This is a genomic window from Mesorhizobium sp. M0621 (genome assembly GCF_040320745.1).
Lineage (GTDB): Bacteria > Pseudomonadota > Alphaproteobacteria > Rhizobiales > Rhizobiaceae > Mesorhizobium.
In genome coordinates, this window is the sequence record NZ_JAMYQF010000001.1 from 85,024 (window position 1) to 98,007 (window position 12,984).

12 protein-coding genes are annotated in these 12,984 nt (G+C 62.8%); 10 read left to right on the top strand and 2 right to left on the bottom strand.

The genetic code is table 11. The features are described from left to right. Positions 1–3: 3 nt before the first annotated feature. Positions 4–1,254: a glycoside hydrolase family 5 protein gene (locus NKI38_RS00490; RefSeq protein ID WP_352653912.1), complete on the bottom strand. Its 1,251-nt coding sequence runs from the start codon at positions 1,252–1,254 to the stop codon at positions 4–6. 57 nt (positions 1,255–1,311) lie between these two features. On the opposite strand from NKI38_RS00490, the gene ybgC reads away from it, so the two are divergent. From ybgC to ftsH, 10 genes are all read left to right on the top strand, one after another. After that, positions 1,312–1,794, top strand: a complete 483-nt coding sequence (ybgC, locus tag NKI38_RS00495) for a tol-pal system-associated acyl-CoA thioesterase (RefSeq protein WP_352653914.1) — start codon at positions 1,312–1,314, stop codon at positions 1,792–1,794. Between the two features lie 271 nt (positions 1,795–2,065). Continuing rightward, positions 2,066–2,776 (top strand): protein TolQ, encoded by a 711-nt coding sequence (gene tolQ / locus NKI38_RS00500; RefSeq protein WP_352632048.1) that lies wholly within the window; start codon positions 2,066–2,068, stop codon positions 2,774–2,776. Between the two features lie 10 nt (positions 2,777–2,786). Further along, positions 2,787–3,239, top strand: a complete 453-nt coding sequence (tolR, locus tag NKI38_RS00505) for a protein TolR (RefSeq protein ID WP_352632050.1) — start codon at positions 2,787–2,789, stop codon at positions 3,237–3,239. Positions 3,240–3,247: 8 nt separating this feature from the next. Further along, a complete protein-coding gene (gene tolA, locus NKI38_RS00510; RefSeq protein WP_352632052.1) occupies positions 3,248–4,405 on the top strand; it encodes a cell envelope integrity protein TolA in 1,158 nt (385 codons plus the stop codon). Positions 4,406–4,472: 67 nt separating this feature from the next. Then, on the top strand, positions 4,473–5,756 hold the full coding sequence (gene tolB, locus NKI38_RS00515; RefSeq protein WP_502898032.1) for a Tol-Pal system beta propeller repeat protein TolB: 1,284 nt from the start codon (positions 4,473–4,475) through the stop codon (positions 5,754–5,756). A 48-nt stretch (positions 5,757–5,804) separates the two neighbouring features. Beyond that, entirely contained in the window at positions 5,805–6,068 is a 264-nt protein-coding gene (locus tag NKI38_RS00520) for a four helix bundle protein (RefSeq protein ID WP_352653915.1), read from the top strand. 369 nt (positions 6,069–6,437) lie between these two features. Then, the gene (pal, locus tag NKI38_RS00525; protein WP_109664780.1) at positions 6,438–6,944 is read left to right on the top strand and encodes a peptidoglycan-associated lipoprotein Pal; all 507 of its coding nucleotides are present in this window, start codon (positions 6,438–6,440) and stop codon (positions 6,942–6,944) included. A 221-nt stretch (positions 6,945–7,165) separates the two neighbouring features. Further along, positions 7,166–8,275, top strand: coding sequence for a tol-pal system protein YbgF (gene ybgF, locus NKI38_RS00530; protein ID WP_352653917.1), 1,110 nt, complete (start codon positions 7,166–7,168; stop codon positions 8,273–8,275). Between the two features lie 52 nt (positions 8,276–8,327). Next, a complete protein-coding gene (gene tilS, locus NKI38_RS00535) occupies positions 8,328–9,695 on the top strand; it encodes a tRNA lysidine(34) synthetase TilS (protein ID WP_352654215.1) in 1,368 nt (455 codons plus the stop codon). A 125-nt stretch (positions 9,696–9,820) separates the two neighbouring features. After that, complete coding sequence (gene ftsH / locus NKI38_RS00540) at positions 9,821–11,746, top strand: ATP-dependent zinc metalloprotease FtsH (RefSeq protein ID WP_352632061.1); 1,926 nt, start codon at positions 9,821–9,823, stop codon at positions 11,744–11,746. Positions 11,747–12,015: 269 nt separating this feature from the next. Here ftsH and NKI38_RS00545 read toward each other — a convergent pair whose 3' ends face one another. After that, entirely contained in the window at positions 12,016–12,867 is an 852-nt protein-coding gene (locus NKI38_RS00545) for a hypothetical protein (protein ID WP_352653918.1), read from the bottom strand. Between the last annotated feature and the right edge of the window lie 117 nt (positions 12,868–12,984).

The following is a 12,984-nucleotide window of genomic DNA, read 5'->3' on the forward strand; positions in this document are numbered from 1 at the left end:
CGGTCAATGCAGCCCGCGGATCGCGTCCATGACGTTCGGCTCGGCCTTGTCGCCGTCGAAGGCGTCGACGATGCCGAAGGCGCCGCCATAGCTCCACACCGACCATGAGAAGCCATGCGCTTCGGCGCGCGCGATCATGTCCCTGACATAGGCGGCCCGGTACTCGGCCGGCATCACATAGGCGTTGCCATATTCCTGGCGGACCATGCCGAATTCGCCCAGCGTGATGTTTTCCGGCTTGATGGCGTTGGCCTTCGCCCACGCCTCGACTTTTTTGAACGGCGCATCCATCAAGCCGAGCAGCTTGTCGGGGCTGTCCATGCTGGCGACCTGTTCATCGAGATAGGCAAGCAGGCCGCTCTGCCGCGTCCACGGCGCCTCGGCCTTGATCCTGGCGCGGATGGTGTCGAGCGTCACGTCGAGCTGCGCCCGCGGCACCGCGGTCAGCGGATAGGGAAGGCCGGTCACATAAGGGATGAAGTCGCCGGCCCAGGTCGCGCCCTGATGGGTCAGCAGGAACGGATCGTAGGAGTGGAAGGTCCAGATGACATTGTCGTCCGGGATCGTCTTTGGGTCGATCTTCTCAAGCGACGAGGCGGCGGAATAGCACGCGCCGGTCAGCACCAGGGTCAGTTTTGTCGCCGAGGATCGCGCCGCGGCGAACAGTTTGCGCTGGCGGTCCGGCCACAGGTTGGTGCCGGCGCTGTCGCAATCGACGATCGGTTCGTTCATCGGCTCGAAAGCGACCTGGGCGGCATCTACGCTCGCCAGCGTGCGGGCCATCCTGCGCACCGTCTCGATATAGGCGTCGAAGGTTTGCCGGTCGGCCATCACCTCGGCCATGCCGATCTTGCGGCTGCCGCCGGCCGGGATCAGGTGCATGTCGACGACCACCTTCAGCCCGGCGCGGTTGATCATGCGCACCGAGTCCAGCACGCTGGCATAGAGGCTGTCGCGCAACGCCAAGGTCTGGCCGGACAGGAAAGGCGACGGGTCGACAGGCATGCGCAGGAAATCGAAGCCCGCGTCCTTCAGTGCCTTGAGGTCGTCTTCCCCAAGAAATTTGCGCCATTCAGGATAGGGCAGGATCGCCTTGGCGTCGCCCCATTGGTCTTCGCCCGGCCACGTCGTCCACTGGTCGAGATTGAGGCCGCGCTTCATCGAGAAGGTTGCCGCCTGGCTGGGCCACGCCAACTCCGCGAGCACAAGCAGCGCTGCCATCAAGGTCTTGATCATCGCCGTCAACAGTGCCATCCGATGCTATGCCACGCAGGAAACAGGTGCCTCGTCGGGGCTGAAAAAGGAAGCGCAATGGGCGATCATGGTGAATCGGCGACGCTGCTGGCCGGTATTTCCGGTGCGCTGACGGCATTCGGCCACCGGCTGATGGCGCGGGTCTATTACGCCGACACCGATTTCTCCGGTGTCGTCTACCATGCACGCTATCTCGAATTCTTCGAACGCGGCCGCTCCGACTATCTCAGGTTGACCGGCGTGCACCACACCGAACTTGCCGACGGCAAGCATGGCGAAAGAATAGTCTGGGTGGTGCGGCGCATGGAGATCGACTTTCGCGGCCCGGCCCGCATCGACGACATCCTGACGGTCGACACCCGCACCGAGGACATTTCCGGTGCGCGCATCTTCATGGCACAGCAGCTCAAGCGCGGCGACGAGGTGCTGGTCGAGGCAAAGGTCGAGGCGGCGATCATCGGCGAGAATGGCCGGCCAAGGCGTTTTCCCAGGGAATGGGTCGCAGCGTTCATGCCCAAGGCCTTACCCGCGGCCGAATAGCCCCATTGTGATCAACTGGGACTGCTTGTGCCTTGCCACTGGGCGTGGCAATGCGCCGCGCCTTACATACTAACCCATCCTTAACCATAACGGTTCATGAAGAGATTGGTGAAGATTGGCGTTATCAAGCGCCTTCCTTTCACCAATATTTGCCCCGAAAAGGCCGAGAACGGCACAGTTTGGGGTTGTTCCGGTAGCTTCGTGCGAACCGACCACAAGGGATGCCAGGGGCCAGCCGCCAGCTCGCCCGGAAAATCTTAAGGACGTAACGATGGAAAATATCGCACTCGCCGATCCGGGCGCGCAATTGTCGGTTTGGGCGTTGTTCATTTCGGCCAGCTGGGTGGTCAAGCTGGTCATGATCGGCTTGCTCTGCGCTTCGGTCTGGACCTGGGCGATCATCGTCGACAAGCTGGTTTCTTATGCCCGCATGCGGCTGTCGCTCAACCGTTTCGAGCAGGTGTTCTGGTCGGGGCAGTCGCTGGAGGAACTCTACCGCACGCTCGCCGACCGCAAGACCACCGGCATGGGCGCCATTTTCGTGGCTGCGATGCGCGAGTGGAAGAAGAGCTTCGAGAAGGGCGCCAAGTCGCCGCTCGGCCTGCAGACCCGCATCGACAAGGCGATGGACCTGGCGCTGACGCGCGAAATGGAAAAGCTTGAGGGCCGCCTCGGCTTCCTCGCCACCACCGGTTCGGCCGCACCCTTCATCGGCCTGTTCGGCACCGTCATCGGCATCATGACCTCGTTCCAGGCGATCGCCGGCTCCAAGAACACCAGTCTCGCGGTGGTTGCGCCCGGCATTGCCGAAGCGCTGCTGGCGACGGCCATCGGCCTGCTCGCCGCCATTCCCGCCGTCATTGCCTACAACAAGCTGTCGTCCGACGCGAGCAAGATAGCCGTGCGCATGGAAGGGTTCTCCGACGAGTTCTCCGCCATACTCTCGCGCCAAATCGATGAAAAAGTGGCCCCCAAGGCCTGAGGAGTAGCAGATGGGTATGTCCATGGGCATGGGAGGACGCGGCGGGCGCGGCCACAGGCGGCGCGGCCGCCACCATGCACTGATGTCCGAGATAAATGTCACGCCGATGGTCGACGTGATGCTGGTGCTGCTGATCATCTTCATGGTCGCCGCACCGATGCTGACGGTCGGCGTGCCGATCGACCTGCCGGACACGCAGGCCAAGGCGATGAATGCCGACACGCAGCCGATCACCGTCTCGATCGACGCCGCCGGCCAGATCTTTCTCCAGGAAACCGAAATTCCGATCGAGGAGCTGGTGGCCAAGCTGCAGGCAATCTCGAAGACCGGCTATGAAGAACGCATCTTCATCCGTGGCGACAAGTCCACCGACTATGGCACGGCGATGAAGGTGATGGCCCGCATTTCGGCTGCCGGCTACAAGAATATCGGCCTCGTTTCGTTGCAGGAACAGGATCAGTAGACAAGAAAATGAAGACCGGCCTCACCACATCGGTGATCTTGCATGCGGCGGCGCTGACCTTCGGCCTGTTCACGCTGACGGCGCCGGCCGCGCTTCCGTCCTCCGACGTCGAGTCGGTCGCGGTCGATATCGTGCCGATGGAAGCCATTGCGCAGACGTTGCAGGGCGACAAGAAGGCCGTGATGCATGAAAAGCCGGCACCTGTGCCGACGCAGCGCCCGGACGTCGTTCCCGATGCGCAGAAGGTTGGCGAGAACAGCGTCGATACCGACAAGCCGATAACGCCGGAGGCCAAGCCGAAGCCCGTCGACATGACCTCGGCTCCGCCGCCCGCGCCGACCCCGATCGAGAAGCCGAAGCCCGAGGACGTGCCGAAGCCGCAGGAGAAGCCGAAGCCCACGCCGGCAACGGAAGTGGCGCCGGCACCGACGCCCAAGGAAGAGGTCAAGCCCGAGCCGGTCAAGCAAGTCGATCCCAAGCCGACACCGGCCAAACCGGCCCCGACCCCGCCGCCGCAGGACAAGACCGCTGCGATCGATCCGACGCCCGAGGTCAAGCCGGATGCCGTCGCTGAAGCCATAGCGCAGGAGCCGCCCGCCGAAGCGACGCAGCTGCCGGATTCCGCGCCCGCGCCGGAAGCACGGCCAAAGCCGCAGCCGGCACAGGCCGAAAGCGCCAAGGCGCCGGACCGCAAGGATGCCGACAAGCCGGTCAAGGAAGCCTCGTCGAAGCCGAAGTCCGACGACAAGCAATTCAACGCCGACGAGATTTCCGCTCTCCTCGACAAGCAGAAACCATCCGGCGGCGGCGCCAAGCGCTCGACCCAGCAGGCGTCGCTTGGCGGCGACAAGGACCAGGGCCAGAAACTTTCCAGGTCGGAAATGGGCGCCCTGGAAAGCCAGCTCGGCGGCTGCTGGACCCTTCCCGCAGGCCTTGAAGGTTCTGAGAATTTTGTCGTCGTGGTGCGGTTCAATCTGGATGCCTCCGGCAAGCTGGATGGGCGCCCGGCGGTCGAAAAGTCGAGTGGAAGCCGTCAGTTCGACGAAAGTGCCGTTCGCGCGGTGCAAAAATGCGATGTCACCGGCCTGCAGGTTCCCGCGGGCAAGCAGGACATCTGGGCCGACGTCCGCGTCACCTTCGATCCTAGGGAAATGCTCGGCCTCTAAGGCCCGAGTATCCGAAAATCAGTACGAGAAGCGAGAAGACATGAAATCAATCCTCAAGCCGCTCCTGATGGTCGCAGCAATGGCGATGGGCATGACCGCTGCGGGCACGTTGCCGGCGCTGGCGCTCGTCGAGCTCAACGTCAACAAGGGCAATGTCGAGCCGCTGCCAATCGCCATCACCGATTTCCAGGGCGGCGACGCGCTTGGCGCGCAGATATCGCAGATCGTCACCGCCGACCTGAAGCGTTCGGGGCTGTTTGCGCCAATCGACAAGAGCGCTTTTATCGAGAAGATCACCAACCCGGATGCAGCCCCGCGCTTCGACGACTGGAAGGTCATCAACGCGCAGGCGCTGGTCACCGGCAGCGTCAGCAAGGAAGCCGACGGCCGTATTCGCGCCCAATACCGGTTGTGGGACACCTTTGCCGGCCAGCAGATGTCCGGCGAGCAGTTCTTTGCCAACGACGCCAATCAGCGGCGTGTCGCCCACATCATCGCCGACGCCATCTATGAGCGGCTGACCGGCGAAAAAGGCTATTTCGACACCCGCGTCGTCTTCATCGACGAGTCCGGCGCCAAGAACGCGCGTAAGAAACGCCTCGCCATCATGGACCAGGACGGCGCCAACATCCGCTATCTCTCGGATGGCAAATCGATCGTGCTGACGCCGCGTTTCTCGCCGAACCGGCAGGAAATCACCTACATGTCCTATGAAAGCGGTCAGCCGCGGGTCTATCTCTTGCAGATCGAGACCGGCCAGCGCGAACTGGTCGGCAATTTCCCCGGCATGACCTTTGCGCCGCGCTTCTCGCCCGATGGCCAGAAGGTGATCATGAGCCTGCTGCGCGACGACGGCAATTCCAACATCTTCGCCATGGATCTGCGCAGCCGTTCGACGACGCGGCTGACCAATTCGACCGCCATCGACACCTCGCCCTCCTATTCGCCCGACGGCAGCCAGGTGGTGTTCACTTCCGATCGCGGCGGCCGCGCGCAGATCTACGTGATGGGCGCCGATGGCTCGGGCCAGAACCGCATCTCGTTCGGCGACGGTGTCTATTCGACGCCGGTGTGGTCGCCGCGCGGCGATCTCATAGCCTTCACCAAGCAGACCGGCGGCGAATTCCAGATCGGCGTCATGAAGACTGACGGCTCCGGCGAGCGCATCCTGTCCTCCGGCTTCCAGCAGGAGGGACCGACCTGGGCGCCGAACGGCCGCGTGCTGATGTTCTTCCGCGATTCCGCCGGTGGGCCCAAGCTGGTTTCGGTCGATCTTACCGGACGCAACGAGCAATCGATCCCGACGACGAATTTCGCTTCGGACCCAGCTTGGTCGCCGCTGCTCGAGTAAGAGGCGAATTGGAGAAATGACGAATTGAAGAATTGAAGAATTGAAGAGATGGAGAAACCGGCGAATTATATCAAGCGTGCGAAGGATCTAGAAGTTTATAAGCGCGCCTATGCGATTTCTCTTGACGTCCATAAAGCTACGCTCGCTTTCCCGAAGATTGAGCAATACGCATTGGCCGATCAGTTGCGTCGTTCCAGCAAGGGAATCTGCGCCAATCTGGCTGAGGGATTTGCCAAGCAGACACATTCCAGACCGGAATTCGCACGGTTCATTTCGATGGCGATGGGGTCATGCAGCGAAGCGGAGACGTGAATATCCTACGCGTTCGATCTGGAATACATCAGCCGAGCGCAATGCGACGAGTGGCTGCAAGCATATGCGCATGTCCACGGCATGCTGATCAATCTGAGAGAAAAGCTGAAGTGAACTGTCCCGTCGGGTTCGACATTTCTTCAATTCCTCAGCTCTTCAATTCCCCTTTTTCCATCACCTCGTCGCGTTTTTGCCGCATTTCCGCCTAGGGTCCGCGCCAACTGTGGCTTCAGGCCAAACGGCTGCGGACGGGCAGCCTAAACCAAATTTTAACCGTGTTTCTTGAATGCCGGTTAACCCAAACGTGGTTACTGGGTGATCAACGAAATCACTCGAATACAATCACTCGAAATACGAAGGAGAGGCGGCATGGGCCGTATTGCAGCACTTACCAGAAACCCGGTCATGATCGCGCTGGTGGCGATGCTCGCCATCGCCGGTTGCGCCTCGAAGAAGACGCCGAACAACGCGGCCGATCTTGGCCTCAACGGCGCCGGTGCTGCAACACCCGGCTCGGCGCAGGATTTCACCGTCAACATCGGCGACCGTATCTTCTTCGATACGGACTCGACCTCGATCCGCGCCGACGCTCAGACGACGCTGGCTCGTCAGGCGCAGTGGCTGAACCAGTACAAGCAGTATGCCATCGTCGTCGAAGGCCATGCCGACGAACGCGGCACGCGCGAGTACAATCTGGCGCTCGGCGCCCGCCGCGCTGCAGCCACCCGCGACTTCCTCGTCGCCAAGGGTGTCTCGGCCAGCCGTCTCAAGACCATTTCCTATGGCAAGGAGCGTCCGGTCGCGGTGTGCGACGACATCTCCTGCTGGTCGCAGAACCGCCGTGCGGTCACCACGCTCAGCGGCGCCGGTTCCTGAGGCATCAGCCGACCGGCGCGTCAAAAGAACGCGCGGCGGTCTAGCGGTAAAAATGCAACATACTGTGCGAAAGGCGGCCTTTTGGCCGCCTTTTTCATATCCAGCCACCCGAAACAAAATTTGGCCGAAGTCTCGGCTCCTGCTATGAGCCGAGGGCGCTTGGCTGGTCCCATTCTGATTGGAAGGCGCGAACAAGCTAACGAAATCACTGCGAGAGGCACATGCATTTGAGATCGGTTCTGAGCGGCACGCTTGCGCTGCTGCTCCTATCAGGCGTCACCGCCCTGGCTAGCGGCCCAGGGGCAAATGGCTCAGGGCAATCCAGCGAAAGCGGCTTTTCCTTCCATCTGCCCAGCATCGAATTGCCCGGCATTTTCGGTCAAAAGAAAAAACCGGATCAGGTCCAGATGGTGCAGTCCGATCCTGCTGCCGTCACCAGCCTGGAAGAGCAGCTGCGGCAGATGAACGGCAAGATCGAGGAACTCAATTTCCAGGTCCTGCAGATGCAGGAGCAGATCCGCAAGCAGCAGGAAGACAACGAATTCCGCTTCCAGCAGCTTGAAGGCGGCGGCACGCAAGGCGGACAGCCGCCGGCACAGAAGAAATCGGACGCAACCACCGGCACCGATAACGACGTAGCGGCGGCCCCGGCAACGCAGGCGCCGGCCGATGCCGGCGCCTCGCCCGGCAACGACCAATCAGCAGGCGGCAAGACGGTCCAGGACGTCATCGTCGAATCCCCCGATGGCGACCCCGGCAAGGTAATTCCCGGTACGGGAGCGCCCGAAAAGACTTTCGGAACCATCACCGTCGACAAGAACGGCAATGTCGTCGATGCCGGCGGCAACACCCAGTCGACCGCGCCGGCGCAGGAAACCGCGCCTGCCACCGGCGCGCCGCCCAAGACCGGCAAATCCGATACGGTGATCGCCGCGTTGCCCGCCACCAACGACCCGGAGGAGCTCTACCGCAACTCCTACCAGTTCATCCTCTCGGGCGATTACGGAACCGCCGAACAGGGTTTTCGCGACCACATCTCCCGCTTCCCCAAGGATGCGAAGGCGGCGGACGCACATTACTGGCTGGGCGAGTCACTGCTCGGCCAGCAGAAATACCGCGACGCCGCCGAGACCTTCCTTGCCGCCAGCAAGGACTACCCCAAGGCCAAGAAGGCTCCCGACATGCTGCTGAAGCTCGGCGTGTCCCTGGTCGGGCTCAAGCAGCATGACGTTGCCTGCGCCACCTTCAGCGAGGTCGGCAAGCGCTACCCTGATATTTCCAGTGCACTCAAGGAACGCGTCAAGCAGGAGAAGGCCCTGGCTGCGTGCTGACCCTTCCGATGCATGTCGTTGTCCCGGGGCCACTTTTGGGCGACACGCATTGATGCTCGACATCGAGCCTGATTTTTCGACCGGAATTTTTTCGCATATCGATTTTGCCAGCGGCGCTGTTGTGGCCGTGTCCGGCGGCAGCGACTCGACCGCCCTGCTCCTTCTTCTCAAACACCATCTCGACCGCACGGCGCCGGCAACCAAGCTGCTGGCGGTGACGATCGACCACGGTTTGCGGCCCGGTTCGGCAGCGGAAGCGCAAGCGGTGGCCAAGCTGTGCGCCACGTATGGAATTCCACACCGCATCCTGACATGGTCGGGCCCCAAGCCCTTGACTGGTCTGCCCGCCGCGGCGCGCGAAGCGCGCTACCGGCTGCTGGCTGAGGCTGCACAAGCGGAAAGCATCCGTCTGATCCTGACTGGCCATACCGCCGACGACCAGGCGGAGACGGTGCTGATGCGGCATGCGCGGAATGAGGGCCCAAGCGATGCCGGCATGACAGGCCGCGGGCTCGCCGGCATGGCGCCGGCCACTCTGTATGGCTGGCGCGAGTGGATCGTTCGCCCGCTTCTGGGGACGCGACGCTCGGCACTTCGCGATTTCTTGCGGGGTGAACATGTCGGCTGGGCCGACGATCCGACCAATATCGACGAGGCCTTCGAGCGGCCGCGTGTGCGCGCCGCACTTGCTGGCGAGAGTTTCGAGCATATGGAGGACACGTTAATGCTCGCCAGCCAGGCCGCCGTCGAGCGCATGCAGCTTGGCGCCAGCGCTGCCGATTTGATCCATCGCTTCGTGACTCAGCCGGCCGCCGGCCTCATTCGTCTTGATCCGGGTTTTCTGAGCGCCAGTGACGAGCGGGCGGCCGTCTACGCACTGCGTATCCTGCTGGCCACGACCGGCGGGATTGCCTTCCTGCCGGATCAGGCCCGCGGCGAGGCGCTGTTTGGCCGGCTGAAGGCCGGATTTCTTTGCGCCACATTGTCGCGGACGGTTGTCGATTCCCGGCGCGCCGGCATTTTCCTGCGCCGTGAGGCGCGCGGCCTGCCCGCCGCCGCCACCGGCAGCACCCTCTGGGACGGTCGCCGGCACATCACATTGAACGACAGCAGCGGAGCATTGTTGATTGCCCCGTTCGGCACGGCAGCGGCGAAGCGGCTGGCGATGAGCGAAGGAAAAGCCCCGCCGAGCCTGATGCGCGCCGCGCTCGCCGCCGAGCCGGCGTTGTGGCAGGCCGGTGAATGCCTTGGTTTGCCTAGACATGGACGGGTGTCCGCGATGGTTGACGTGCGGCCGGTCGTTGCGCCCTTTGCCCGCTTCCTGCCGTCCTTCGATCTGGCACCGGCGCGGGCCGTCGCCGGGCTGATTGGTGCGGCCCCGGTCCCGCCCTTGCCTTTCAGCGGCCACAGTGCCGGTTGATGATAGGGCGAAAGCTTAACCCAGACATGCTGTTATGCTTGGCAAGGGGAGGCGCCCTCCCTATGTTAGGCCCAAGTTTCCTCTCATGACGTGTGTCCGCCCCGCGGACGCCAACGGGACAATTGATGAATCCGAACTATCGCAACCTCGCGCTCTGGGCGATCATAGCGGTCCTGCTTATCGCCCTGTTCAATCTGTTCCAGACGCCGCAGACGCGAGGGGCTTCCAGCGATGTGCCTTATTCGCAGTTCCTGCAGGACGTCGCGGCGGGCCGGGTCAAGACGGTGACCATTGCGGGCGCCCGCATCACCGGCACCTACACCGACAATGCCAGCGGCTTCCAGACCTATTCGCCAGGCGATCCGTCGCTGGTTACGCGGCTGCAGGACAAGAACGTCACCATCAACGCGCGGCCTGAGACCGATGGTTCCAATTCGCTGTTCGGCTATCTGATCTCATGGCTGCCGATGATCCTTATCCTCGGCGTCTGGATATTCTTCATGCGCCAGATGCAGTCCGGGTCCGGGCGCGCCATGGGCTTCGGCAAGTCGAAGGCCAAGCTGCTCACCGAGGCGCATGGCCGGGTCACCTTCCAGGATGTCGCCGGCGTCGACGAAGCCAAGGAAGATCTGGAAGAGATCGTCGAGTTCCTGCGCGATCCGCAGAAGTTCCAGCGGCTCGGCGGCAAGATTCCGCGCGGCGTGCTGCTTGTCGGTCCTCCGGGAACCGGCAAGACGCTGCTCGCCCGTTCGGTCGCCGGCGAAGCCAATGTGCCGTTCTTCACCATTTCCGGTTCGGACTTCGTCGAGATGTTCGTCGGTGTCGGCGCAAGCCGCGTCCGCGATATGTTCGACCAGGCCAAGAAGAACGCGCCCTGCATCATCTTCATCGACGAAATCGACGCCGTCGGCCGTCATCGCGGCGCCGGTCTCGGCGGCGGCAATGACGAACGCGAGCAGACGCTGAACCAGTTGCTGGTCGAGATGGATGGTTTTGAATCCAACGAAAGCATCATCCTAATCGCCGCCACCAACCGGCCCGACGTGCTCGATCCGGCGCTGCTCAGGCCGGGCCGTTTCGACCGCCAAGTGGTGGTGCCGAACCCCGACATCGTCGGCCGCGAGAAGATCCTCAAGGTGCATGTGCGCAACGTGCCGCTGGCGCCCAATGTCGACCTCAAGGTCGTCGCTCGCGGCACGCCGGGCTTCTCCGGTGCGGATCTGATGAACCTGGTCAACGAGTCTGCGCTGATGGCGGCCCGGCGCAACAAGCGTCTCGTCACCATGGCCGAGTTCGAGGACGCCAAGGACAAGATCATGATGGGCGCCGAGCGCCGCTCGTCGGCCATGACACAGGCCGAGAAGGAGCTGACCGCCTATCACGAGGCCGGCCACGCCATCCTGGCGCTCAACGTGCCGTCGGCCGACCCGCTGCACAAGGCTACCATCATCCCGCGTGGCCGGGCTCTCGGCATGGTCATGCAGTTGCCGGAGGGCGACCGCTACTCGATGAGCTACAAATACATGATCTCGCGCCTTGCGATCATGATGGGCGGCCGTGTCGCCGAGGAGTTCAAGTTCGGTAAGGAAAACATCACCTCGGGCGCCTCCTCCGACATCGAGCAGGCGACCAAGCTGGCGCGCGCCATGGTCACGCGCTGGGGCTTTTCCGACAAGCTCGGCCACGTCGCCTATGGCGACAACCAGGAGGAAGTGTTCCTCGGCCATTCGGTGGCGCGCACGCAGAACGTCTCGGAAGAAACCGCGCAGATCATCGACGCCGAAGTGCGCCGCCTGATCGACGAGGCCTATTCGACGGCGAAGTCCATCCTGACCAAGAAGAAGAAGGAATGGATCGCGCTGGCGCAAGGGCTGCTCGAGTATGAGACGCTGTCCGGCGAGGAGATCAAGCAATTGATCGCTGGGCAGAAGCCTTCACGGGATCTCGGCGACGACACGCCGCCAAGCCGTGGCTCGGCCGTGCCGAAGTCCGGCCGTCGCAAGAAAGGCCCCGAGCCCGAAGGCGGCATGGAACCGCAGCCATCAAGCTAGGCTCGGCCAGTGACTGATTTTTCGAAACGCCGCGGCATTGTCCGCGGCGTTTTTCGTTTGGGCGCTGGAGAGGAGCTGTCCGCGACCTTGCATGCTCGACATTGACGATTGGCGAAGCCGGCGTGCCGGCCAATCGCCACCCATGTGGGGAGATTGGCAGCTTTGCCGACGGCGCTTCCCTGCAAACAGCCAGTCCTGAACGTCGTCCACAAAAAGGCCCGCGAACCTTGCGGCTCGCGGGCTTTTTCTTGTTCAGATGTCGTTGTCGCTCAGCTCTTCAGCTTGGTGTTGCACAAGCTATAGAAGCCGCCGCCCTTCTGGATCCACTTGAGGCCACCAAGCGCGTTGGCGTCCTTGAGGGCATAGTACTGGTCGAGGCAGGTATGCATGCGGCCCTTGCCGGGGGTCTCGCTGGAATATTTCGGCGAGATCGCAGACGGGAACGTGACGCCCTTGGGCGCAACCGTCGTCGGCTTCGCCGGCTCCTTGGTGTAGCTCGCCTCATCGGCGGCCGGCACGGTGTCGTCATCCGACGCGCCGGCACCGCATTCGGTCTTGCGGAAGTCGTTCCACTTCATGCCTTTCAGCGTGTTGGCCGTCTTGGCAGCTTGGTACTTGGTGCTGCATTCGGCCATGCTCAGACCTTTGCCGCCACTGTCGGCGGGAGCCGCGGCAGCCTTGGTGGTTGCCGGCTTGGCGGCGGCAGCTGAGGATGCACCGGCGGCGCATTCGGACTTGCGGAAGTCGTTCCACTTCATGCCGTTCAGCGTACCGGCAGCCTTCGCCGCCTGGTACTTGGTGCTGCATTCCTTCGCCGTCAGGCCCTTGGCCGTGCTGTCGTCGGCCGCAGCGGCTGCCTTGGCCGGCTTCGTATCGGTAGCCTTCTTGGTGTCGGCTGCTTTCTTAGTGTCGGCAGGCTTGGTGTCGGTCGTCGCCGCGGCGTCGGTGCCGCACTGGGCCTTGCGGAACTGGTTCCAGGTCGCCCCGGCGAGTGTCCCCGCATCCTTGGCGGCGTTGTACTTCGTGCTGCACTCGGCCATCGTCAGCGCGTTGGCTGGCGCAGCCAGGAACAAGGTCGCGACGGCGAGGCCGGTCAAAGTGGCAAGTCGGTGGATGAGCATAGCGTTTCTCCGTTGCAGCAGCCCATGATACGTCCCTGCGAATCATTAACGCTCAACGGTCGGTTGCGCCAGATGCTAAGTGGCGTATATATCGCCGAAAGTCGGCTTCCCCCGATA